The organism is Marinomonas sp. UCMA 3892, assembly GCF_012726345.1.
Classification (GTDB): domain Bacteria; phylum Pseudomonadota; class Gammaproteobacteria; order Pseudomonadales; family Marinomonadaceae; genus Marinomonas.
Window position 1 is genome coordinate 35,733 of sequence record NZ_PTXN01000007.1, and the last position, 25,380, is coordinate 61,112.

Here is a 25,380-nt window from a genome sequence, read left to right on the forward strand (position 1 = left end):
AACCAAAAGTTTCAAAAACTAATAATGATTCAAAAAATAAAGAGTGAAGAATACCAGATTTTAAATGCAATTTAACTATGAAGCTGCAACCAAACCATAAAAAAACTAATAAATCACTTTAAAATATCAAAAAACAAGCTTCGAATACACTCATGAATACCAACAATCAAGCTATTTTAATAAAACTCTCTCCAAAACTAAAAAAGGAAAAACAGCCTATACATTGATGGTGGCAAAACCATTCAAAGCTTTCTCAAGGAAGACCTAATAGACGAAATTATCATCACTCAATTCCCTATCCTATTAGGTGGCGGCACGCCTCTATTTGGCATGTTAAAACAGCCTCTCAAATTCACACTGACAGACAATAAAGTAGTACTAAATGAACTACTACAAACATCCTATCAACGTAAAAGAACAACTTTCTAGTAAAACCCAATACCGCTACACTACCTGCCATCGCGAGAAAGTCATGACGTTTCATTCCGGATCCATTAGCATTCTTCTTCTTGAAATTATTTTTATATATCATGACATCCTTATCCCCAAATTAATATTGACAGCAAATACAAGAAACCAGATTAGCAAACAGATATTCAAATCGCCATAAAAACCACTTTAACGACTTTGTACTAGGAATTGGACTTAGCACTCTCTAGAGAACGAAAAACTAACAACAAAGCCCCTTCCATGCGATCGACATTTAATAGACGGCGATCATGACAACAGCTCTTTGCAAAAGCGAAGCCATGTAAATAATCAACCAGCAAACCTAACCCATCTTCCTGAGTTTTATGGTCCAAGTTTAAAAGTGCAATAATTTTAAAATAACGCTCATTAAATACTTGAGCAGGCCCATAAGAAGACATGGTCAATATAGTTTCTAGCAAGCCATTATATTCCATCAAAAGCTCAACATAACTGACACACAATTGTTTCAAGTCTTCTCGCCATGAAGTGCTTTCTTGAGGAAGATAAATCTCGCTAACCAATGACGTAGTCAGCGCTTCAAGCAAAGCATTTTTGCTCGCGAAGTAATGGTATATCGCCATGGGATCCACAGCTAACTCACTGGCTAATAACCTAATACTTGGCGCCTTACCATTCCTTTTCATCAATTTTTTGGCCATCGCTAAAATGCTATCAGCATTTAACAGCTGCTGTTTCCTGCTAGGTCGACCACGCTTCTTATCATTGACAGACACTAAATAATTCCTCTAAACTTAATTTATTCTACACTGTAGAATAAATTAATATACTTTCTCAACACAATAATAAATAGGATATTTTTCATGGCTAACATTGTCTTTATTGCCTGCAGTTTAGATGGCTTCATCGCAGATCAGCACGGCAAGCTCGACTGGCTCGATTCTGTATCCAATCCAGACAATATCGATACTGGTTTTCTATCTATCATGGAACGTATAGATGGGCTAATAATGGGTCGTAAGACCCTTGAGACTGTAATGAGTTTTGAGGGTGATTGGCCCTACAATAAGCCTGTTTTCGTTTTAAGTAGCACGATGACGGAAGTACCGAAAGCCTTTAAAGACAAAATATTCCTAATCAAAGGAGAGTTAAAGGGAATAGTTGCAAAACTAAAGAGAAAAGGAATAAATAACCTATACATTGATGGTGGCAAAACCATTCAAAGCTTTCTCAAGGAAGACCTAATAGACGAAATTATCATCACTCAATTCCCTATCCTATTAGGTGGCGGCACGCCTCTATTTGGCATGTTAAAACAGCCTCTCAAATTCACACTGACAGACAATAAAGTAGTACTAAATGAACTACTGCAAACATCCTATCAACGTAAAAGATCAACTTCCCCGTAAAATCTCTCAACAGCTTTTAACTAGGCCGATGGCACACCGAATAAAAATACCATTAAGCAAAGCAATGAAATCACACTATAGAAAGTCGCTTTTTGAGTGTGGTTTTCAACTGATTTGCTCTGCATTGCCACAATCGCCGCGACAGCGGATTGTAGCGTATAGAACAGAGCAAATGCCCGCGATGCATAGGCAATAATGCCATTCACATCAGTCGCCCAGGTTAAAAAAATGGTGACGATCAAAATCAGCATATAAGCATAACGAACGGGAATTTTCTCGCGAGCGATGTCGACAACCAATCCGCCCGCACCGGAAGTATCAGCAACGGAGGCGGAGAATTGACTACCAATAGCGGCGACAGAAATTAAGATAGGCAAGAGCACTGCCACGGGTGCCACCATACTGGTAATTGCAGTAACATCAGCGCCCATACCTTTGTGGAATAAGACAGTCATCAAGGTTAAAAAAACGAGATAAATTGCCGCAGAAATCCACTGAGCGATACGCATAGTTTTGATACGAAGTTCTGCAGGATGCTGACTTTGCAGGTAACGAGAAGTTTCAAAACCTTGTACCACGATTAATAGCCCTAACAGCACGCGTAAATCGTGTAGGTCGATACTGGAATCCAGAGAGGGTAAATGCCATTGGCCAGACTGTAAAAGTTGAACGTTGTATACCGCGAGTGAGAAGAGCAACCCAGCGATCATGCCAAGGTTTAGGCTCACCGCATACGTTTCAATTTTCTCTAACTCCCCTAAGCCACGCCACATTCCTACACCACAGATCAGGATTAAAATCAGTGTGGTGATAATATTTGCCACGAAGTCGCTGTCGTAACCAAAAGCTTTAAGCAAAAACGCCGACAGCAGCTGAAGGTAATAGGTAACAGAAATAAAATAAGCACCCGCTAAAACAATACGCGAGACGAAGGAAACAGCCTGTGCAGAACCTTTTTGATGTTCGATAGGCTCAAAGTGACGAATGTTAAAGCGAATCGCGCTGCCCACTGCATAGGCTAAGATAAGCAATACTCCCATAAACAATACAGCAAAATATCCCACAGATTCTGCCAATAATGGGGCCACCACCAAAAAGCCACTGCCCATAATAGAAGCTAATGGGGTAACGGTTGCCTTCCACCCCTCCGAATGCGCAAGTTTACGGGAAAAAGCCAAAAAGAGAGTGACCACTAACGCAATGGCAATAATATAAAAATTCAACATCTAAAATGCCCGTTCCTTTTATTAAAACTAATGTGTCTCTTTATTTAGATTATTAAAAATGCCTTTCATCGCAAAATTACGAGTGAATCGACTAATTGGTACTGTCAACTTAACAGGATTCTTACTCATAATGCGATAACCTACAGATAAAAATCTCAACACCTATGGAATTCCTAAAAAAATAATCAGTTTACTGTTTTATTAGCACTTCACACAGAACGGTTAAGATACGGAAGAGTTACTTGAATCTGAAGACTTAAACCCTCTCGCCAAAGCACAGGTCGCTTTGGTGTTTTTGATTTTATTCAATATAAGTTCTGGTTCGTCGCCGGTTGCTTGTTGAGACGCCAGCAATGCGGCGGATTCTGCAACGCCATACACACCGACGGTGTTAAAAATGTAGTCGGATTTGGTGCTAAGCAGTGGTTCCATTGGGGCGAGTTGATGGGCGCTGTAGGTATTGAAATCCCAGCCGTACTTTTTTGCGAGGGCGATAAGGTTGACCTCATCGGCTTTGATGTCGATGCTGTTTAAGGAGCGGATGTCGCTTGGCGTTAAGCCTTTTTGATTAAGGGCATACAGCATTAGGCTTTCAAGGAATTCCAACTGGCAGTTGCGTTCGCAGCCCATTCCCAAGGTGTAAACTGGATTAAGGTAAGGTTTGGCTGTGGTCATAACCAGTTGCGCATCAAGAGATTTGGCCACTTGCGCGCCCCATTCATTCGCACCACCTTCATGGCCAGACAATAAAGGAATGACAAATTTCCCTTCTTCATCCAATACCAAAACCGGTGGATCTTGGTATTTGTTTTGAATCACAGGAGCAAGAGTTCGCATCACGATCCCAGTAGCACAAATGAATACCAACCAATCGCCGTTTTGAAAGGCCGTCTGTACGAACTCGGCAAAAGGTTTTGGTTTGTAGTCCACCACGGCCTCTGGCCAATAATTCTGCATCCCTTGAGACAAAAGTTTGTTGGCCAGCCGCTCCCCAGCGGGGGTTAATGCAATAAAACGAATCACCGAGTGCCTCGCTCACTTTTGGTCACCACAAACAAGGAAAAATACGGCCCCGCTTTATCTTCCAAGGTGGATACATCCCGCACGATGCGCTCATTTTCACGGCCAATGTATTCAAGGTATTTCGCGTCTTGCATACGATTGGTTTTACGTAACGCCATGAGAATACGTGGACGGGCACGCCCAGCCTTCATGATAACCACACTGTCGTGTTGCTCTAATGCGGTATCAATTTGCTCTGCGCTATGGCGACCACTCACCACAGCAAAGGATTCTTTCAGCACGGTTAATGGATGGTTTAAAGCCGAAGAAGCCGCGTTAATAGACGACACCCCAGGCACCACTTGGCACTGAAAATCGCCTTCTAAACGCTCTAATAAATAAGCAAAAGAACCAAAAAACAAGGGATCGCCTTCGCACAAGAAAATCACGTCTTTGCCTTGCGATAATTCATTGGCAATGGCTTTTGCGCCATTGTCGTAGGCTTCACTTGCCAATGAACGATCTGTGGACATTGGCATGACAATGGCAATTTCATTTTGCGCATGGGTCACACCGGCGAACGCTTCACTGGCGATGGTTTTCGCTTGAGAGCCGCCCTCCCCATTAGCCAGATAACTCACCACGCTGGCGCGCTGAATCAAACGCAAGGCTTTTAAGGTGATCAATTCTGGATCCCCTGGCCCAACGCCAACACCAATGAATCGGCCTATTGTTTGTGAAGTTTCCGAGGCGTTCATTGTGCGTTTTCCTTTTGATTGGTATGGGCGGCCGATGTTGAGGCCGTGTATTTTCTAAAATGGTAAAGCGTCACAGGCAGACTAGGACGAAATAAACGCTGCCCCGCTAATCGCTCGCCTTTAGTGATAAACACTTGTAAGCTTTGCTCATCAGCGTCTTGTGCTTGGTCACGCTGTTGGGCAAATTGCATGACCTGACACTTGGTTTCTTCCGTCACGGCACTGACCATCAGACAGCCAGTATCAGGCAATAAATTCCATATTTGCGACATTAACGCCATCAATTCACCATCACTGCCACCAATGAAGACTTTATTGGGTCTACCATTATGTTTCTTGCTGTCGGCAAACAAATCCACCAGCACATCTGGTGCTCGCCCTGCGACAATGGATAAATTCTGCATGACACCAAAACGTTCTTGGTTGGCAGTTAAACAGGCCAAACGATCTGGGTGATGTTCAATGGCAATAACCTGACTGCGCGGATGCCAATAGGCCATTTCCACACTCACACCACCACAACCAGCGCCAATATCCCAAACCGTGTCACCTTGCTGAATGTCCATGTAAGACAAAATCGCCAAACGCACTTCTCGCTTGGTAATCATGCCTTTGCCATCTCCCTTGTCCGTAACAAAAGCCGTATCCGGGATACCCACTGAGCTAGGATAAAAAGAGGCTTGCTGGCTGGTTTTCAACACAACCACATTAAGCGGATCCCACTCTATTTCTGTATCTAATAAAGACTTGGCACTAAAAGTACGGACTTTTTCTTGTTCATAACCCAAGGCCTCACACACTGTGATCTCACTTTGATCAAGGCCTGCTTGCACACATTCTTGCGCAATGTGTTGGGGTTGACTGAATTGGTCCGTCAGCAACACCAAGGTCTGATTCGACTGCAAATAACGACGTAACGAAGCCAATGGACGACCGTGCAAACTCACCGCTTGCACTTCTTGCAAGGACAAACCAAGACGATGACAGGCCGCTTGGATACTGGAAACATTCGGATAAAAGCGTAGGTTTTCAAGCGAAAAAGTACGCATCAACCAAGCGCCAATGCCGTAATACAGCGGATCGCCAGAAGCTAGCACCACCACCTGCTTTGCCCCTTCGGATTGCCAATTGGCAAAGGCTTCTTTCAGCATGCTGAGTTTGGGCAGATCTTCACGACGAGCCAGATGAGCACAGTGTGTGATGGTGTCATGTTGACGCGGAGCACCTAACACAACATCATGCGCCGACAAGCTCGCCAAAACCGCTTGCGCCGCTTCATCCAAATAAGCCACTTGCTTAACGCCTAAACCGATAACATGGATTGGCATTTGTGTGTGTTTCATAAACCTACTTCCATTCAATGCCATTACATTAAGCTAGGTGGATTAACGAAAATAAAAAAACGGATACCAAGGCTCATAGAACGCATTAATAATACTCGCCAATATTACAGCGCAACAAAGCATTACAGCTGGCCGATGTCACGGCGCTGCCCCCCATTCGCCCTAGCAAGGTGATGCATTCAATACCCAATTTCTCATGGGCTTCCCACAGCGCCTCTTTCGATTCCGCCGCGCCGACAAAGCCCACCGGCATACCAATAATCAAAGCGGGTTTAGGGGCACCTTGTTCTATCATTTCCAATAAACGAAACAAAGCAGTTGGCGCATTACCAATTAATACCACGCTGCCAGCCAGAGCTTCTTGCCATAAACTCAGCGCCGCCATAGAACGGGTTTCGCCCTTGCTTTTGGCCAACTCTGCGGTACGAGGATCGTTCAAAAAGCACAAGGGTTCCTGAGTGATCATACGCTTGGTCACCCCTTGCTTGACCATTTCCACATCGCACAAAATCGCGCCATTGTTGGCTAATGCTGCGCGACCCGCTTGGGTGGCATTGGCACTGAAGCGTACTTGCTCAGCCACATCTGGCAAGCCTAAACTGTGCACCACGCGCATAACCACTTGCTGCTGGTCTTGGCTCAAGCCAGATAAATCGGTTAACTCGCGAATTTGCCGAAAGCTGTCTTGCTCAATGGCTTGAGGGTTGTTTTCATATTTTCTTTCGTATTGAGAGTCGTTCGAAAAAGTCACTGTTGGCTGTCTTTTGGTTGATTCTTACTATGGATAGAGTTCTTGCCCCAAGCCGCTATACAAGCTTGCAAACAATCTTCTGTATCATGAAATTCACGTTCGGCCGCTGGCAACAATGGCCGAGCATGCAATAAAACGGGAACAGATAATTCTCTGGCGGCAACAAGCTTTGAATAAGTCGCCATGCCGCCGCTGTTTTTACTAACGATCACATCAATGCCGTGATCCACTAACAATTGACGCTCGTCGTCCAAAGTAAACGGCCCAATGGCTTTTATCCAATGGATCTTATCAGCGAGTGCAAACTTGGGCGCCACTGCGGTTCGCCATACAACACGCTCAATGCTTGGCAATTGTAAAATACCTTCTAATAACGTTTCGCTCATCTGCCCAGCACTTAATAGCGGCACACGGAAGCCATTAAGCTTAGCCAGTAAATCGCCGTCGTCTTGGTAATCTTGCCACAGATCCCCCGCTTCTTGTTGCCATGCAGGACGATGAAAACGCCAGCAAGGAATGCCGACTTCTTTGGCGGCCATGACCGCTTTGCTGCTCATGGTTTGCGCATAAGGGTGGGTAACATCCAAAATCGCGCCGATATTATTGTCTTTTAAATATTGAGCGAGTCCACCAAATTGGGTAAAGCCGCCGACCACTAACTGACAATCGACTTTTGGCACTCGAACCAAGCCAGCCAAACTGTAGATGACGGCCAAACCCGCTTTGTGTAACGCGTCAGACAGGTGCCGAGCATCGGCGGTACCGCCCAATAATAGAATCTTCATGGCTCGTCTCGTTTTGAGTTATCAGCATCCAAGGCTTTGCCAACAAATTGCCCTTTGCGATCAATCGCCCAAACTTCTAACGCTATGTGAGCGGGAATGTACTGTCGTGCAAAATCTAAAGCTTGCTGACAAATGGCATCAGCCAGTGGCAAACCGTCAGAGATGGCAAACGACAAGGCTTCCACGCTGGTGTTGGCCTTTGTCATGCGCTCCTGCAAAGCATTGTCGGCTCCTAAGCTGGCCGCCAGTTTTGCTAAAGCGCCAAGGTCAATACTAGACGCTCGACTGTTCAAATCCATATGATGCTGAGCAAGCTTGCTGATCTTACCAAAGCCGCCACAAATACTGAGTTTCTGTAATTGTGTCGAACTGTTTAGCTTGGCAGAATCGGCTTGCTCGACTTTTTTAATGTGTTTCAACACAGCACCAACAAAGTCGCCCATTTCGATCAAGGCCATATCATCCAATTGATAATGGCTCTTTATGGCGTCTTCGCTGGCATTGCCTGTGGTAGCGGCAATGTGGGTCAAGCCATTCGCCCGAGCCACATCGATTCCTTGATGGATAGACGCAATGTAAGCCGCACAAGAAAAAGGACGCACAATGCCCGTTGTGCCGAGAATCGAGAGCCCGCCCAAAATTCCTAAACGTGGATTCATGGTTTTTTGTGCAATCTGCTCGCCATTAATTACGCCAACAGAGACATCAAATCCCCCTTGGTAATGATAAGTTTGCGCAAAACCCTCTAAATGCTCTGTCATCATTTTCCGCGGTACAGGGTTAATTGCGGGATCGCCCACATCAAGCAGCAACCCTGTTCGAGTCACGATTCCCACCCCTTGCGCGGCATGGAAGCGCACGCCTTGTTCTGGGGACAATCTTAGCTCGACAAATAAAGTCGCGCCGTGGGTCGCATCAGGGTCATCACCGGCGTCTTTGATGGTTAATGTTTTCATACCACCATCAATGGCTTGATACTCGATAATAGGTAAATCGACCATCTTGCCTTTTGGTAAGGTGACACTGACGCTGGTTGCTTGTTGGTCAGCAAAAAGTGCTTGTGCTGCGGCTACGCAACAGGCCGTCGCACAGGTTCCGGTGGTTAAACCAGTACGCAGTGGCGCGGGCGATTCAGCACTTTCGGGCCACATTCTTTTAGTTACCTTTTCCTAAAAAAATCTTGGCGGTGACATCAAGATTCGAAGGAAAGAACAAATGCAAATAACTGGCGGTTAGCCCTTTTTGCTGATAAATCGCTTCCCCTGGCGCTGGGTGTCGTTGTCGACGACCATAACCCACGGGGTCTGGCGTATTGGCACTGCGAGATCTATGGTGAGCATGACCACGAATTTCACCTTGCGGAATCACCGCCGTTTGCATACCTTGGCAGCCACGTTTGCCGCGCATTGCACCTTGGCCTTCTAAAATCCCCAACATTGGATAACACTGATTATCCAAATCAGTTAAATCATCCAAGCTATACAGCATGCCACCGCATTCTGCCAAAATACCTTTGCCGGTTTGGAAAAAGTCTTTGATCGCTTGGCGCATTGTTGTGTTTTCTGACAATGCTTTGGTGTGTAATTCAGGATAACCGCCCGGTAACCAAAGCGCATCGGCATCAGGTAAAACTTGATCATGCAATGGTGAGAAAAACACCACGTTAGCGCCTAAGTTTTTTAGCGCAATCAGATTAGCATCGTAGATAAAGCTGAACGCCGAGTCTTTGGCAACCGCAATAGTTTTACCCAGTAAGCTTTGCTCAATGGCTTGTTCGGCGTCAACTTGGCTGGCAGGAGAAAAAGGCACCGCGCTCGGTAATTCCAGCAACCCAGTATCTTGTGTTTCTTTTAGCCATTCAACGGCGGCTTCAAAGCGCACTTCTAGCTCGTCTTTTACCTCATCCGCTTGCACCAAACCTAAGTGACGTTCAGGCAAGGTAATCTCTTCATCGCGCTTTAAGGTTGCAAGCAAAGGCAAACTTGCTGGTAGCGCATCGCGGATCAATTCCGCATGGCGTTCGCTGCCGCAGCGGTTGGCAATCAACCCTGCCACTTGCACATCATCACGAAAATTTGCCAAGCCAGTGGCCACCGCCGCCGCGGTTTGCGCCATGCCTTTCACGTCCATCACAATGGCCATGGGAATACCAAAACGCGCCGCTAAATCCGCACTGGATGGTTCCCCATCAAACATGCCCATGGCACCTTCCACCAAGATCAAATCCGCCACTTTCGCAGCTTGATAAAGTTTGTCTTGGCAATAATCTTCACCCGCCATCCAAATATCCAACTGCTCTACAGGTTGCTTAGACGCTTGCGCTAAAATTTGCGGATCAAGGTAATCGGGACCGGTTTTAAACACGCGAACCACTTTGCCTTGGTTGGTAAAATAACGCGCCAAGGCCGCCGTGATGGTGGTTTTTCCTTGGTTCGATGCCGGAGCCGTCAAAAATAGCGCGGGACAATGAACAACAGCAGTAGTCATAAAACAGTCTCTAAATAGTCTCTAAAAGAGCGCTCAACAATACGTATTGAGCCCCCAAATGCTGGGCAACATCTTTGCCTCGGCCACGTTTTACCGGTGCGTTTTCTATATCTATCAATACGGTGTTACCCGGTAGAACAAGATCCGATACATCCGCTTGAGTGCGCCCATCGGTCAATATGTAAGTTTGGCTCTGTAATCCCGCAGTTGCCTTGTGTTGTTGTACCAAATACTGACTGGCGTTTTCTATGGCAACGCGAAACGGCGTACCGCCACCAGCACCTAAATCATCAAGTAAGTCTGAGATTTCTTTTGGCGCACGGACTTTTGGCAAAATCGACGACATACCGTCCTGCCCAAAACCTAAAATCGTAATCTGTTCTCGTGCTAAATACGCACGGTTGGCAATGTCTAAAATCACGCCTTTAGCTTGAGCAAAAACGCCTTGGCTCAAGGTTGATGCCGACGTATCTAATAACACCAAGTGCAAAACCGCTTGGCCGGTTTTGTTCGGTTTATGGATCAAGTCTTTCGGTGGCCACTCTTGCGGTTGACTCACAATACTTCGAAACCAATCAATGCCATTGACCGATTGATTTTCGTGCAATGGCGCCACATCAGGACGATAACCGCCCTGCTGCTTGCCTTTGAGCTTTCCCGGCGTTACCTCATCGAGACGAGAGTGATCCACCTTCTTTAGGCTGGCGTCATGATCTAAGCTGACACTAATTGGCGCACTGCTGGCAAGGGTTTGCGCAGGCATACTGCCCCACTCGCCCATGCCATCTTGATCATGGTGTTGATTGTCTTCAGAAAGCTCATCTTGTGGCTGAGGGCTTTTATTCAATGAAGGCGACCGAGAAGAATCCGGTCTGCGAGACGGTGGCGGGCTGGATGCTTGAGGCTGAGAGTTCGCTTGTCGGCGATGGGCCAAGACCAACTCTTCAACAGCTTGAATATCTTCAAGAGACACCGCTTTGGCGCCACGCCATGCAGCATGAGTCATCGCGGCTCGAATCCAAACAATGTCGCCACGCACGCCATCAATATTGGCCAGCTGACAACGTCTGGCAACCTCTAAACGCAGCTCATCAGCGCAGCTAAGTTGTGCTAATACTTGTCTTGCCAAACGAATACTGTTTTTTAAGTTGCGTTGTTTGTATTTAAACGCCTCACAAAAAGCCTGTGGATCTTGATCGTATTCGTCTCGCAGACGAACAATCTGTACGCGCTCTTCAAGGCTATATTGATTCACTAATTCGACCATTAACCCAAAACGGTCTTTTAACTGCGGACGTAATTCACCTTCGTCTGGGTTCATGGTACCAACCAATAAGAAACGCGCCGCGTGTTCATGGCTGATGCCATCACGCTCAACACGATTTATCCCACTGGCCGACACATCTAGAAGCTGATCAACAAGATGATCTGGCAACAGATTCACCTCATCCACATACAAGACGCCACCGTGCGCTTTGCTAAGCAAACCAGGTTTAAACTGCACTTGTTTGTCTTGTAAAACCTGCTCTAAATCCAATGCGCCAAGCAAGCGATCCTCACTCGTACCAAGCGGTAAAGTGGCAAAAGGCGCGAGATCTTCACCTTGTAATCCTGGCATTACACCAGATAAACCACGCGCTAAAGTAGACTTTGCTGAGCCACGAGGCCCACTGACTAAAACACCGCCAATTTGTGGGTTAATCGCACACAAAATCAACGCCAATTTAAGCGGCTCTTGCCCCGCTACTGCGGTAAAAGGAAAGTCACTAGAGGCTAAACGGGTCATTGAGCTACCTGTTGCATTTCGTTAAGGTGAAAAGGAAATCATAAGCCGTCTATTGTAGGCGTTTTTGCTATGATTTGTCTTGTTTGACCTTAACGAGGCAGTAGATTCATGTCAAACCTAACGCCTACAGCATGGCTTGAACAAACGCATGCCTACGAAGAAACGATGTGGGTTATTCGTTCTCTGTCTTATACTTATCAATCAATGTTTCTACCAATCCCAAATCAAATTGATTGATCGCCGCTTGAAGGGCTTTTTGCTGTTTTGCAGATAAGAATTGGCGTAGCTGATGAAAAACATCTTCGGTTGTCTGTACATCGCCACTTTGTGCTGCCATCAACAAGGGTTGCCAATCTTCAAGCTGTAGCTCGTGTTGCCCATCAACCGACTTATCTATTTCGACAGCTCCTTCCGTTTGATCAGCGCCTTCATCTTGCTCTGCTGGGGTTTCATTGATGGGAACAAACTGCACATCAAGATGCGCTACTAAAGCTTTGTAGATATCTTCAATTTGATAGGGTTTGGCAATGACTTGCCAAAAACCTTCGTCTAATAATGCTTGCTGCTCATGCTCCAATGTCGATGCAGTTACAGCAATAACAGGAATAAGTTGCTTTTGATCTTCATGTTGAATGAATTTTAATAATTCTATACCGGTTTTGTTGGGCATTCGAATATCAGTCATAACTAAGTCTGGAGAACTGGCTTTGAAGGCTTTAATGGCTTGCTCACCATCCGCAGCCTCTATAATCTGACAGCCTGCTTTTTCCAATAAAGACACCAAAATATCGCGGGACCAATCATCATCTTCTGCCACCAAAACTTTGATGGGATCATTCAATCTCATATTAAGCAGTGTGTCTTGGTCATCACAATCAGTCGATTCGCTGTCTTCGACTTTAGACAAGGGTAAATCAACAATAATTTGTGTTCCGACACCCTCACTACTTTTAACCGATAAAGTGCCGTTCATCAGTTTGACTAACGTCGTCGATAAAGACAAACCTAACCCTGTGCCACCAGAAGCCTCCCCCGCTTTCCCCTGTATAAAGGGCGTGAACAGGTGATCCATTAATTCAGCTTCTATTCCTGGCCCCGTATCTTCGATGCTGATATGAATACGATCCTCGACAATCTGAACGACAGCTTTCACATAACCTTGGTCTGTGAATTTCACCGCATTGCCTAGTAAGTTGGTAATTATTTGCTGGAATTTAACGGGATCTATCCAGACAAACTGCCGCTCGTCTATATCACACTCGACAATAAGCTCTAGGCCTTTTTCCTGAGCTTGACCTTGAAAGAGCTTACTAATCTGACTAACTTCGCGACAAAGATTAACTTTTTGCTCGTGTAGCACAAGTCGTCCGGACTCTATTCGAGCAATGTCTAAAATATCGTTAATCAAGCCCAATAAACGATGCCCAGCACTGGCAATAGATAAAAAACGCGTTCTAGAAACGCCGGTTAATTGATTGTCTTCACTGATCAGTTGTGCGTAGCCTATAATCGCATTTAATGGCGTACGAATTTCATGACTCATATTAGCTAAAAAATGGCTTTTCGCCTGGCTGGCTTGCTCGGCAGCTTCTTTCGCTTGCTCCAACTCCATAGACACATATTTTTGCTCGGTAATATCATTCATGATGTCACCAACAGAGGTTGCCTTACCATTTTCATCACGCAATAAAAAATAGGTTTCATAGGTTGCGAAGATATGACCGTCTAAGCTCTTGGCCTGCAACTCACCCTCCCAAACACCGTGCTCTCTCACATAAGGAATCACTGTTTCTTTCAGAAACTTTTGGCTAGCCTCAGGATAAAATTCAAGATAGTTATATTCGGCCAAAGACACATCACTGGCCTCTTCACCCACACCAAGAAGTGAACGTATTTTTTTATTAAAATACGTAATATCGCCGTCCAAAGTAGCCATGGCAAAACCTTGTGCGGAATTATCAGCAAAGCTTTTAAATAGCTTGAGTTGATTAAAAAGTTGATGGCGTTCGGTAATGTCACGAGCAATACCTAATGTGCCACGAAAGTTTATAGAAGGTTCAATGACTGGAACTCGATAAACTTCGAATAAACACGGCTCGCCACCATCTTTTGGATAGCCCCAACCTTGTTCATGTGATGTTATGCCTGTTTGTAAAGGAACCTCACCGACACTTTGATAATAAGCACCTTTACCATCCAGATTTAAATCTAAATCACTTTTGCCTTTTATTTCTAGCGCAGTGAGTTGATTAAAATCTAAAAAAGCTTGATTACAGTCGAGGTAATTTCCCTGCTCATCTTTTGACCAAACAATATCTGGAATGTTATTTAACAGAGAGGATAAGGTAAGTTCTCGACGACGCGCTTCTTCACGTGCAACGATCAAAGCGGTTTCAGTTTCAACTAGATGGCCTATTTCTTCAAAAATCCCAGCTACACTCAAAACACGATGGTGGCTATCTCTACGAGTAACGCTACCGCGCATCTCTATCCAAAAACATTCATTAAGATGATTCTGAATCTGTAAGCGTATCGATTTAGGCGCGAGATGTGTTTCTTGTTCGAGTAACGCAGTTTTCCATGTATTGAAAGTTATTTGATCTTCTGATGATAAAAACGCCAACCAATCTTCTAGGCGCTTTGGTGTTTTTTGTTCTTCAAAACCAAGTTGCATAAAGAATTCAGAAGAAGCATATAAACGACCCGTTTCAGGAAACCACTCCCAGACACCTGCATTAGTGGCGAGAATCGCTCTTGAATAGCGGCGCTGTAATAGCTTAAAACGAAAAAGAAAGGCGAGCTGCAAAGCAACCAGTACAAAAGCAGTTAGGCAAAATAAACCAGCAAACACTTTGAGTAGAATGGGAAACTCTATATCCATGATAAATCCCTAAAAACACCAGAAGTAACTTTATTGACTTTAAAAGCCCAGCACGAAGTCGCGCGAGTACAACGTGTGCTAAAGCTTTTCCGGCTTATGGAAAAAATATCCCTGCCCCCACTCAACACCTAAAAGCTTAAGCTTATCTACGATACTCTGGTTTTCGACAAACTCGGCCACGACAGGTTTATTGAGCATCTTAGCCAACTTTACAATCGAGTCGACCATACCGTAGTGAATTTCATTTACGTGCATGTCTTTAATAAACATGCCATCAATTTTAATTAAATCAAATGGCAAATCCATCAAATACGCAAAGGACGAGAAGCCCGTACCAAAGTCATCCAAAGCAATGGTACAGCCATGTTCGTGAAGTAAAGACATAAACCGGCGAGTATCAGAAAAATTATTAAGTGCTTCAGTTTCGGTAATTTCAAAGCAAAATTTACTGCCATCTAATTGATAATACTTTAACTGCTCAATTATGAATTCGGCAAAATTGGCCTGTCGCACTGACAGCGCTGACACATTCAACGCCACTTGATCAATTTCGTCCCACAAACCTGCACGCTCTGCCAATTGCTGCATGGTATTACTAATCACCCAGCGATCTATTTTGGAGACGATACCAAAACGCTCTGCCGCTCGAATAAAGTCATTGGGATAAATTAAACCACCCGTTTCTTCGTCTTTTAGTCGAACTAATATTTCTATTTTCTTCTTAGGTTCATCGTTAATCAATGAGCACACTTGTTGAAAATGCACTTCGAATAAATCTTTATCAAGGCCGTCAATAATACGCAGCCCCCAGTTTAAATTGCCTCTGTGCTCATCATAAGCAAGGTCTTTGGCATTTTTTATAATTCTAGAATGGATACCCGACTTTTTGCTGGAATAGCAAATTTCGTCGGCCAACATCACAACTTGTTCAAAAGACACCATATCGAGCGTAATTGGAATAGCAACTTGCGTCACCGTCATTCGAAACTGACGCTCATCCCATACAAATGAAAAGTCCTTGAAACCTTTTTGTAGTAAACGGAAAAAAGATTCGACGGCTTCGTCACCGCCTTTACTAATAACAATGGCAAATTTATCACCACTTAAACGCGCACAGAAATCTCGTTGAGGATCGGCAAGTTCACTCATCATAATAGCCAACTGATACAATAACTCATCGCCAGCGATACAACCACATGAATCGTTTATCAAACGAAATTCGTTTACATCGATTAAAATAAAATACGGTATGTGCTCAGCGGTTTTAGCTTGAACTCCAGAAATGAGATGAGATATGTGTTCGTCTAGTGCGTCGCGATTATAAAGTTGGGTTACGAAGTCGTGCTGAGCAAGATACTTTAATCGATCTTGCATATAACGTCTTTCGTTCACTTCTTTTCGAAGGTTTCGATTTACCAAATTAAGATCAGCAGTACGCTCACGAACCTTCTCTTCCAGTGACAAGGTAAGCTCTCTTAATTCATTCACCAATTGGAATTTTTCCAACTGGTGCTGAACTCTAGAGCGGACTTCTTCAATTCGGATAGGCTTACTTATGTAGTCATTGCCACCAGCCTCAAAACCTCGGCCAATATCATCAGCTAACGCAGTAACAAAAATAATAGGAACATCTTTGTGATGCGGATGACATCGAATTCGACGACAAGTTTCGAATCCGTCAATCCCCCCCATCATGACATCTAACAAAATCAAACACGGCTGGGTTCTATCTAGCAGCTCCAAAGCTCGTTCGCCGGAGTTTGCTACAGAAATTTGGCAATCCAATGCATCCATTACTTCCTTTAAAACGCGTAAATTCTCTGGAACATCATCGACAATTAACACTGTTGGGGACTGCTTCATACCTAGCTATGCCTTTTCTATGATTTAACAATCACTTAAATGAAGTAATTAAAACGCCACGATTGAACAATTATTAAATAATGCCCCTAAATACTACCCCTGTTTCTTATCAAATATCCATCTAAGTTAGATATAAAAAAGCCTAGCATAAAAATTAGACAATGATCCAAAGTACAGAATAAAACCAGATTGAACAAGAATCTTAAATGAAAATTCATTAAAGCTCTGAAGAGAGGAAATATACAAGCTAGATTCAGGGCATGTACTAATGTGGATCAAGAAAAGTCCACATTAGTACACTGACAAAACGACCAGTAAAAATGAGTATAATCAAAAGTAAAGATCGACTTTATACCTTAAACTTTAGCGTCTACCATCACTATTTGCGCCCACTTTGGTGGACGATGATAACGGCCAACTACTGAACTTAATAATAAGAACGCAAGTAGCGAATAGGCTAAATGGCCCCAATCAAGAAACACCACCGCCGCCATCAATACTGCAATATCCGCAACTAACGTTGTTTTGCTTGCATGAACGCCAAATCGTCGCTCTAAATACACAGATAAGATATTCAGTCCGCCTAAAGAAGCATTATGGCGGAACAAGATAATCAGCCCAAAACCAACTAATAAGCCACCTAGGGCACCCGATAAAAGAGGATGCATCGATAGAGCAACATAGTGTTTCATCAGTTCAGAAAGTAAAGACAACAAACTAACACTGGCAAAGGTACGTAAAGTAAAGTCTCGCCCTAGTGTGTACCAAGCTAATATGTAAAAAGGAATATTAAGCAAGAAAAACAACTGCCCAAAAGATAAATCAGTAACCCGCAACAGAATCATTCCAGCGCCTGCAGTACCGCTAATAAGCAACCCAGCAGAATTTAGAATATGCAAGCCTAAGGCAACAAGCAGACAGCCCTCAATAATAGAGAGCCAACGATGAGTGGTTTTCATAAAACATCCTTAACAAGATTCGTATTAACTTTTGGTTAATAACAAAGGTTTGTAAAAATCGCTTCTTGTGAAAGCGGATAACACAGACCACATTCAATTCAGTAAATTCAGCTCTGAGTTTATCAGTTAAAACTGAAGCACATTTCATACCATAACTTCAGAATATACAATTGCTTATGGACTTTTATTTACTTCTTGGATCATTTATCACAAGGGAAGCGAATAGCACTACTCATCAAAACAGAAACAAGGCTACAATAGCCAAATGAGAATCACACTTAGACAATTACAAATTTTTGAAGCGGTTGTTCACACCGGATCCGTTACTGCTGCTGCAGAAATGGTTTCTATCAGCCAACCTGCTGCAAGCCAGGCACTAAGAGAGCTAGAAGCTCTTTTAGGCAGGCCTCTTTTCCGCCGCCATGGCAAACGTTTACAAATAACACCACAAGCAAGGCACCTCCTACCACAAGCTCGCGCAGTTCTCAGTCAAATAGAACAAATCGAGAGCATGGGCAACGAAGATGAGCTAAGCGGCTCGTTGCATTTGGCTGCCAGTGTGAGTGTTGGTAATTATCTTCTGCCTAAACAGATGTCTTTATTTAAACGTCAACATCCTAACATTCGTTTTAACTTAGACATTGGCAATACACAAAGTGTGATTCAACAATTACTCACAGGCAAAGCTGAAGTCGGTTTTATAGAAGGCTACTGCCAACACGCAGAATTGATGACCCAAGTATGGTTAAAAGACGAACTTGTGGTATTTGGTTCCGCTGAAGAAGAACGCCCTAAGAATTTATCTTGGGAAGATTTAAAAGAAGCCAGCTGGGTAATGCGCGAATCCGGCTCTGGCACTCGCAATATATTAGAACAAGCCACCGCCGCTCAAATTCCACAACTTAATGTCGTCCTTTCTCTTGCTCATATGGAAGCGGTGAAACAAGCTGTCATTCATCAAATGGGACTTGGCTGTTTGTCTCGTATGGCTATATCCCAAGAACTCAACGCTGGCCTAATACGTCTTTATCAGACACCATTAGAGTTAAACCGAAACCTATTAATTGTCACACCAAAGAATACCGCGCTAACCCAAAACGCCCAGCGCTTTATCGATCTATGCTGTACAGTGCCAATCCTACCAAATACATAAAATATACGTTTTAAGACCTTTGCTAGATTATTTAGCATTTACAGTTGAAGTTTACGCAAAGGTCAATACAATAAATTCATAAAATATATAAATTATGCGAATTACATAAAAATTATGAATATTAATAAAATAGATCTTAATCTCCTTATTTATCTCGATGTCTTACTGCGAGAATGCAACGTTACGCGCTCTGCAAATCAGCTAAACATCACACAGCCTGCAATGAGCAATGGCTTAAAGCGACTAAGAGATTTATTAAGCGACCCACTGCTAGTCCGCACTAGTGAAGGCATGAAGCCAACTGAGAAAGCCTTACGCCTACAACCTATCGTGCGCAAAGTTCTATTAGAACTAGAAGAAGCTCTGCAGCCAGAAGCAGACTTTAACGAAAGTATTAGTACACGTGTATTTCGTATCATGGCAAGTGACTATGCCGCTTCAACCGTTATTCCACGACTACTTAATCGTCTACGGGAATTTGCACCTGGCATTACGCTCGACATAATGACGCCAAGTGATGTCACCTTTCATGATGTTGAGGCTGGCAAAATCGATATGGCCATTAACCGTTTCGAAGAATTACCTCAATCCTTCCATCAAAAAAGTGTCTGGTTTGATACCTTTGTCTGCATGATGAGCTCAAAAAATCCTGTCAAAGACCATTTTGATATTGAAGCATACTTACAAGCCCAGCACATTTGGGTGAGTAAAACAGGCTTTGGTGTGGGTGTCGGCATGGATCCAAACGACGTACAGAAATTAGGCTGGGTTGATGAGGCACTACAAGCTCTTGATCATAAACGCAGCATTCGGGTGTTTACTAGAAGTTACCATACCGCGATGCACCTGGCTCTTGAGCAAGACCTTATTGCCACCCTTCCCAAAAAAGTCGCTATGGTTAATAAAAAGAACCCTGATTTAGTCATTCTTGATCCACCATTCGATATTCCAGAAATTGAACTAAAAATGATTTGGAGCCCGCTACTACATCACGATGCCAGTCATATTTGGTTCAGAAGACAAGTCATTGATGTAGCAAATGAGCTAAAAGCACAAGCTAAATAATAAGAGCTATCAGAAGACACAAAACTATGTTCAACGTTTCTCATGTTCATCACGTCGCCATCATTTGCTCTGACTATTTGGTCTCAAAACGATTCTATAGTGAGATTCTTGGCTTTCGCATACTAGAAGAGACTTATAGAGAAGAACGTCAGTCTTATAAATTAGACCTTGCCATTAATGACCAACAACAAATTGAGCTTTTCTCATTTCCATCACCACCAGCACGTCCTTCTCGGCCTGAGGCGCAAGGCTTAAGACACCTCGCCTTTGCAGTAGAAAATTTAGAAGACTGTATTAAACATCTAAATCAACAAGGCGTGATCACGGAAGACATTCGATTGGATGAACTGACTGGCAAACGTTTTACTTTCTTTGCCGATCCAGACGACTTACCACTTGAGCTTTACGAGCTATAGCCCCAATAAATCCAGCACTTATAAATCGGCATTTAAAATCAGCACCTAAAGCCAGTAACTCAAATAAAAAACGCCCACTACTTTTCAGCAATGGGCGCTCTGTTCTTTTTCTTGCTATAAAACAAAAAGTCTTATAGAGATTTAGAATTTTCAGCTAGGTAAGATGCAACACCTTCTGGAGAAGTATTCATACCTTTATCGCCTTTGTTCCAACCAGCTGGACAAACTTGACCATTTTCTTCGAAGAATTGCAGCGCATCAACGATACGAACCAATTCATCCATGTTACGGCCAATTGGCTCATCGTTTACTACTTGTGAACGAACAATACCTTTTTGGTCGATAACAAAAGACGCACGCATAGCAACACCAGCTGGGTAGTAAGAATCACCACCTTCTGACTCAATGCCATATGCTTTTGCAATTGCGTGGTCCATATCTGCAGCTAGCGTATATTCAACTGCACCGATACCACCTTGCTCAACTGGAGTGTTACGCCAAGCATTGTGAGTAAAATGAGAATCGATAGAAACACCAATTACTTCTACACCCATTTCGCGGAATTTATCCATGCGGTGAGACATAGCGATGATTTCTGAAGGACATACGAATGTGAAATCTAATGGATAGAAGAACACGATTGCATATTTGCCTTTGATCGTTTCAGCAAGATTGAAAGAATCAACAATTTGACCATCTGCCAATACGGCTGGAACTGTAAAATCTGGCGCTTTTTTACCAACTAAAATAGACATTTCTAACGTCTCCTTTTTCGCTTAGTGTTTAATAACCAATACTGCCACTCAATTTATATAGTGACGAAAACTTATTCTTCTGAAGAACCTACTGCATCTTTTATCAAAGTTTGTAACTCACCATTTGCAGCCATTTCAACGATAATATCGCATCCACCTACTAGTTCACCTTTCACCCAAAGTTGTGGGAAAGTTGGCCAGTTAGCAAATTTTGGAAGCTCAGCACGAATATCAGGATTATCTAGGATATTTACAAATGCAAAACGCTCGCCACAGGACATTAGTGCTTGCACCGCCTGAGATGAAAACCCGCACTGCGGAGCGCGAGGATTACCTTTCATGTACAACAAAATATCGTTACTGCTAATCTGCTCTTTAATTGTTTCGATTGTATTACTCATGCTAAAAACCTCGCTCTGCAACTGTCTATTCATAAGGGTAAATCAATTATTAATGCCCTTACTAAATTCAAGTCTATTAAATTCATTAAACTTGCATCAGTTTATTGGGTCTCGTGGTGTATTTACAACCCCAAAAAGAAGCTTTCCTTTCGACTTTCTCTTGTTAATTGCTCTTTACTCGCCTACCTGAGTGTATTAAATTGGTCGATTACCTTTTTCCAAAGACATACAAGGAGTCCTAGCGTGTCGCCTAGACATTTTCTTACTCTGAAGGATCTATCTTCTGACGAGTTAAAACAGTTACTACTACGAGCTTCAGAGCTTAAGAAAATCCATCACGAAGGCACTCTATTTCAACCGCTGAAAAACCGAGTTTTAGCGATGATATTTGAAAAGTCATCGACCCGAACTCGAGTTTCTTTTGAAGCGGGTATGGCTCAATTTGGCGGTCATGCGCTATTTCTTTCATCTCGAGATACACAATTGGGACGTGGCGAACCAGTTGAAGATAGCGCGCGCGTTATTTCAAGCATGGTTGATGCCGTAATGATCCGAACCTTCGATCATAAAACCGTTGAAACCTTTGCTAAATACTCGTCGGTTCCTGTTATTAATGCTTTGACTGATGACTATCATCCATGCCAACTGCTTGCTGATATGCAAACGTATCAGGAACACCGCGGCTCTATCGAGGGTAAAAAAGTCGTCTGGGTTGGTGATGGCAATAACATGTGTAATTCATACATTAATGCAGCAGCTATGCTCGACTTCCAATTAGTCGTTGCTTGCCCTGTAGGCTATGAACCCAATGCTGATTTGGTTGCAGAACACGCCGATCGAGTAACTGTGCTTCACAATGCGCATGAAGCAGCCACAGGCGCGGATCTAATTGTCACTGATGTATTTGCCTCTATGGGCCAAGAAGACGAGCAAGAACAGCGCTTAAAAGACTTTGATGGCTTCCAAGTGAATGCCGAGCTAATGGCTAAGGCTAATCACGATGCATTATTCATGCACTGCCTGCCAGCTCACCGAGGCGAAGAAGTATCTGCCGATGTAATAGATCATCCAGACTGTGTTGTTTGGGATGAGGCAGAAAACCGTTTGCACGCACAAAAAGCACTGCTTGAATTTTTGCTCTGCCACTAACACAATATCAAGGCTCGTAAGGATCCCCTTCCCTACGAGCTTTTTTTTGCCCCCAAACATTAAAAAGACGCATCAACCGTGAATTACTATGAGCATTATTGAAGTTAGGCATTTAAAAACACTGACCGCACTTAGAGAAACCGGCAGCTTAGTCGAAGCGGCCGAACGAGTTCACTTGACGCAATCAGCTTTATCTCACCAACTTAAAGATCTTGAAGAAAAGCTAGGATGTCCGCTTTTCATTCGAAAAACGAAGCCAGTACGTTTTACTAGCGCTGGATTGCGTCTATTACAATTAGCTGATGATGTGCTACTTTCATTCCGTTCCGCCCAGCGCGATATACAACGCTTCGCTGAAGGGGAAAGTGGCCGTTTGCATATAGCCATCGAATGCCACAGTTGCTATGAGTGGCTTATGCCGACTATTGATCACTTCCGCGAACATTGGCCGGATGTCGAGCTCGACCTTTCTACAGCCTTTGGTTTCATGCCATTACCAGCTCTTGCCCGCGGTGATTTAGATTTAGTAGTGACATCCGATCCACAAGACATTCCAAATATTGAATACATCCCATTGTTTCAATATGAGTCTCAGGTCGCCTTATCCAGACATCACGCTCTGGCAAAAAAAGAATTTCTAACACCTGAAGATTTTGCGAAAGAAACACTTATTACCTATCCAGTCGAAACGGAACGCTTGGATATTTTTAAACACTTCCTCAACCCAGCGGACGTGTCACCGGCTAAAATTCGTCATAGTGAGTTGACGCTGATGATGATGCAGTTAGTGGCAAGCGGCCGCGGTGTCTGTTGCTTACCAAACTGGGCATTAACAGAATACACCAACCGACAATATGTCATTACCAAGTCGTTAGGTGAAGAAGGCGTTTGGTGTAAACTCTATTTGGCAATAAGAAAAGATCAGCGTGAAAACGCCTATATGGATGATTTGATTTCTACCGCATCAAAAACTTGCTTTAAGAATCTAAAAGGCATTCTAGCTCCAGAACTTTAAAAACATCACTCAAAACCAACTTTCAAATGATTTCACGAGCGAAGCCTAGACTAGGAAAAATAGAAGAATAAATGAATAACTACATGGATGTAGTTATTCGGGCGATACAGGAAGTCAAAGCCGGGGTTATGAGTTATGGGCTATAAATGAGCCAATGTTGCTAAATCCATAAATAAGCGAGTCTACTTTAACAAAGTATTGGCAAGCGTAGTAATCGTTACAAGTACAGCATCAGGACAAAGAGTTCTGATGCTGATTACGCGACCAAATCAAACTAAATTTAGCACCACCTGATTCACTGGCATCAATCAATACTGCACCACCATGCCAAAAAGCAATACGCTGAACAATCGCCAAACCTAATCCATAGCCACCTGAAGCTCGTGTACGACTGTTATCTAATCGCTGAAAAGGAATAAAGACCTTGTCTCTATCTTCAAATGCTATACCTGGCCCATCATCTTCAATATCTAACTGCCAACGCTCTTCATCATGAGAGAAAGTAATTACTATCTTACCTGCTGCGTATTTTGAGGCATTTAAAATAAGGTTCTGTAACGCTCGACTCAAATGATGCTCATCTGCTACAACCAAATCTGTTTCATCTATATTTACCTCGACACAGAGATGCTGAAGCAATAAATGATTATGCTGTAAAATATCACCAACCAGTTGAGAAATAGAAATTTCTTTGAAATTCAGCGCCAATGAACCAGCTTCCAACTTCCCGTAAGTTAACACTTCATCAACCAGTGTATTTAGTTCTTCAACATCACCCTCAAGGGCTTCAATAGTTTTAGCGACACTATCATCGACCTCGTCCTTCATCACCTCCAACCCAAATCGTAAACGGGCAATAGGCGTTCGCAACTCATGAGAAATGGCATTTATCATTTCACGTTGAACTTTTAGTAATCGTTGAATATGAGAAGACATCGAGTCAAAAGAATATGCTAACTCTTTTAGCGTTCCACTACTGTCAGGAATGCCTTTCGGTAATCCACTTCGGCCACGAGCAATTTGACGAGTAATACTTTCGAAAGTTTTGCGCTTAAAGTCTAAGGAGATAAGCTCACGCCAAATTAGCATCAGCATAATTGCAATACCAACACCAACAACAATGACTACAATTAAAGTCAAAGACACATTATCATCATGAACAACAGACAAATAAACGGGGGTATTTGTATCCTTATCTTTCCAGACAAAGCCATATTCACTATAGGAACCACTCACTAGAGCTACGGCAGTTAATGGACCAGCAACCTTGGTAGAAATCTCCTCCATAGAAAGACAAGACATACTTTTCAATAAGGTAACTTTGTCAGAATAGGAAATATCATTTGCTAGCAAAAACTGTGCTAGCAGAGACTCTATTTTAAAAAGTGGACGAGCTTGATTAGCATGTCCTATAAGAACTGGCTCATTAGTTTCTCCAAATGCAATCTGATAGCTATTATCAGGTAATTTAAGCCATTTTTTTTCCGTAACAAGAGAAGAGAGAGCCGCGATTGAAAACGGTTTAGAGGATTGGGAGGTCCAACTAAATTGGGAATCGGGAAGATCTTTTTGAATACCTGAAAGAAGTAAGACAGAGCTGATTTCAGCATCAACACAAAGCGATTGCTCAACTCTTGATGCGCCAAAACGAATTTGGGTGAATTCCATGACGATGTAACAACACGCCACAATAACGACACCTCCAAAAATAAGGTGTCGATATAACCGCCACATTTCAGCTCGCATT

23 protein-coding genes are annotated in these 25,380 nt (G+C 43.3%); 7 read left to right on the forward strand and 16 right to left on the reverse strand.

The window, feature by feature from the left end; all coding sequences use genetic code 11:
• Window positions 1-222 precede the first annotated feature (222 nt).
• Window positions 223-429: a dihydrofolate reductase family protein gene (locus tag B6N13_RS10850; protein ID WP_083766353.1), complete on the forward strand. Its 207-nt coding sequence runs from the start codon at window positions 223-225 to the stop codon at window positions 427-429.
• A 203-nt stretch (window positions 430-632) separates the two neighbouring features.
• Here B6N13_RS10850 and B6N13_RS10855 read toward each other — a convergent pair whose 3' ends face one another.
• Entirely contained in the window at window positions 633-1,205 is a 573-nt protein-coding gene (locus tag B6N13_RS10855; protein ID WP_169459362.1) for a TetR/AcrR family transcriptional regulator, read from the reverse strand.
• Between the two features lie 87 nt (window positions 1,206-1,292).
• Here B6N13_RS10855 and B6N13_RS10860 point away from each other — a divergent pair, with 87 nt between their 5' ends.
• The gene (locus B6N13_RS10860; protein WP_169459363.1) at window positions 1,293-1,838 is read left to right on the forward strand and encodes a dihydrofolate reductase family protein; all 546 of its coding nucleotides are present in this window, start codon (window positions 1,293-1,295) and stop codon (window positions 1,836-1,838) included.
• Between the two features lie 20 nt (window positions 1,839-1,858).
• On the opposite strand, the gene B6N13_RS10865 is transcribed toward B6N13_RS10860, so the two are convergent.
• The 12 genes from B6N13_RS10865 to B6N13_RS10920 form a co-directional block, all read right to left on the reverse strand.
• Entirely contained in the window at window positions 1,859-3,064 is a 1,206-nt protein-coding gene (locus tag B6N13_RS10865; protein ID WP_169459364.1) for a hypothetical protein, read from the reverse strand.
• A 222-nt stretch (window positions 3,065-3,286) separates the two neighbouring features.
• On the reverse strand, window positions 3,287-4,087 hold the full coding sequence (locus B6N13_RS10870; protein WP_169459365.1) for a cobalamin biosynthesis protein: 801 nt from the start codon (window positions 4,085-4,087) through the stop codon (window positions 3,287-3,289).
• On the reverse strand, window positions 4,084-4,824 hold the full coding sequence (cobI, locus tag B6N13_RS10875) for a precorrin-2 C(20)-methyltransferase (protein ID WP_169459366.1): 741 nt from the start codon (window positions 4,822-4,824) through the stop codon (window positions 4,084-4,086). The genes B6N13_RS10870 and cobI overlap by 4 nt, the downstream gene beginning before the upstream one ends.
• Window positions 4,821-6,167, reverse strand: a complete 1,347-nt coding sequence (cbiE, locus tag B6N13_RS10880) for a precorrin-6y C5,15-methyltransferase (decarboxylating) subunit CbiE (RefSeq protein WP_248280299.1) — start codon at window positions 6,165-6,167, stop codon at window positions 4,821-4,823. Before cbiE ends, cobI begins: the two co-directional genes overlap by 4 nt.
• Before the next feature lie 85 nt (window positions 6,168-6,252).
• A complete protein-coding gene (locus B6N13_RS10885; RefSeq protein ID WP_169459368.1) occupies window positions 6,253-6,918 on the reverse strand; it encodes a precorrin-8X methylmutase in 666 nt (221 codons plus the stop codon).
• Window positions 6,915-7,703 (reverse strand): precorrin-6A/cobalt-precorrin-6A reductase, encoded by a 789-nt coding sequence (locus B6N13_RS10890; RefSeq protein ID WP_169459369.1) that lies wholly within the window; start codon window positions 7,701-7,703, stop codon window positions 6,915-6,917. The genes B6N13_RS10885 and B6N13_RS10890 overlap by 4 nt, the downstream gene beginning before the upstream one ends.
• A complete protein-coding gene (locus tag B6N13_RS10895; protein WP_169459370.1) occupies window positions 7,700-8,854 on the reverse strand; it encodes a cobalt-precorrin-5B (C(1))-methyltransferase in 1,155 nt (384 codons plus the stop codon). The genes B6N13_RS10890 and B6N13_RS10895 overlap by 4 nt, the downstream gene beginning before the upstream one ends.
• A 4-nt stretch (window positions 8,855-8,858) precedes the next feature.
• A complete protein-coding gene (locus tag B6N13_RS10900) occupies window positions 8,859-10,190 on the reverse strand; it encodes a cobyrinate a,c-diamide synthase (protein WP_169459371.1) in 1,332 nt (443 codons plus the stop codon).
• Window positions 10,191-10,200: 10 nt separating this feature from the next.
• Entirely contained in the window at window positions 10,201-11,976 is a 1,776-nt protein-coding gene (locus tag B6N13_RS10905) for an ATP-binding protein (RefSeq protein WP_169459372.1), read from the reverse strand.
• A gap of 172 nt (window positions 11,977-12,148) precedes the next feature.
• On the reverse strand, window positions 12,149-14,857 hold the full coding sequence (locus B6N13_RS10910) for a PAS domain-containing hybrid sensor histidine kinase/response regulator (protein WP_169459373.1): 2,709 nt from the start codon (window positions 14,855-14,857) through the stop codon (window positions 12,149-12,151).
• Window positions 14,858-14,935: 78 nt separating this feature from the next.
• The gene (locus B6N13_RS10915; protein ID WP_169459374.1) at window positions 14,936-16,720 is read right to left on the reverse strand and encodes an EAL domain-containing response regulator; all 1,785 of its coding nucleotides are present in this window, start codon (window positions 16,718-16,720) and stop codon (window positions 14,936-14,938) included.
• A gap of 356 nt (window positions 16,721-17,076) precedes the next feature.
• Window positions 17,077-17,679, reverse strand: coding sequence for a YitT family protein (locus tag B6N13_RS10920; protein ID WP_169459375.1), 603 nt, complete (start codon window positions 17,677-17,679; stop codon window positions 17,077-17,079).
• A 265-nt stretch (window positions 17,680-17,944) separates the two neighbouring features.
• On the opposite strand from B6N13_RS10920, the gene B6N13_RS10925 reads away from it, so the two are divergent.
• The 3 genes from B6N13_RS10925 (at window position 17,945) to B6N13_RS10935 (ending at window position 20,313) form a co-directional block, all read left to right on the forward strand.
• Entirely contained in the window at window positions 17,945-18,832 is an 888-nt protein-coding gene (locus B6N13_RS10925) for a LysR substrate-binding domain-containing protein (protein WP_012071054.1), read from the forward strand.
• 114 nt (window positions 18,833-18,946) lie between these two features.
• Entirely contained in the window at window positions 18,947-19,897 is a 951-nt protein-coding gene (locus B6N13_RS10930; RefSeq protein WP_012071055.1) for a LysR family transcriptional regulator, read from the forward strand.
• A 26-nt stretch (window positions 19,898-19,923) separates the two neighbouring features.
• Window positions 19,924-20,313 carry a VOC family protein gene (locus B6N13_RS10935; RefSeq protein WP_169459376.1) on the forward strand — a complete coding sequence of 130 codons (390 nt, stop codon included), beginning with the start codon at window positions 19,924-19,926 and terminating at the stop codon, window positions 20,311-20,313.
• Window positions 20,314-20,444: 131 nt separating this feature from the next.
• On the opposite strand, the gene B6N13_RS10940 is transcribed toward B6N13_RS10935, so the two are convergent.
• Window positions 20,445-21,068, reverse strand: coding sequence for a peroxiredoxin (locus B6N13_RS10940; protein WP_012071057.1), 624 nt, complete (start codon window positions 21,066-21,068; stop codon window positions 20,445-20,447).
• 71 nt (window positions 21,069-21,139) lie between these two features.
• Window positions 21,140-21,469 carry a Grx4 family monothiol glutaredoxin gene (gene grxD, locus B6N13_RS10945; protein ID WP_012071058.1) on the reverse strand — a complete coding sequence of 110 codons (330 nt, stop codon included), beginning with the start codon at window positions 21,467-21,469 and terminating at the stop codon, window positions 21,140-21,142.
• Window positions 21,470-21,712: 243 nt separating this feature from the next.
• Between grxD and argF the strand changes: the two genes are divergently transcribed.
• Window positions 21,713-22,618: an ornithine carbamoyltransferase gene (argF, locus tag B6N13_RS10950; protein WP_169459377.1), complete on the forward strand. Its 906-nt coding sequence runs from the start codon at window positions 21,713-21,715 to the stop codon at window positions 22,616-22,618.
• Window positions 22,619-22,706: 88 nt separating this feature from the next.
• Window positions 22,707-23,633 (forward strand): LysR family transcriptional regulator, encoded by a 927-nt coding sequence (locus B6N13_RS10955; RefSeq protein WP_012071060.1) that lies wholly within the window; start codon window positions 22,707-22,709, stop codon window positions 23,631-23,633.
• A gap of 231 nt (window positions 23,634-23,864) precedes the next feature.
• Here the strand turns inward: B6N13_RS10955 and B6N13_RS10960 are convergent, their stop codons facing one another.
• The gene (locus B6N13_RS10960) at window positions 23,865-25,379 is read right to left on the reverse strand and encodes an ATP-binding protein (protein ID WP_169459378.1); all 1,515 of its coding nucleotides are present in this window, start codon (window positions 25,377-25,379) and stop codon (window positions 23,865-23,867) included.
• Window position 25,380: the final 1 nt, after the last annotated feature.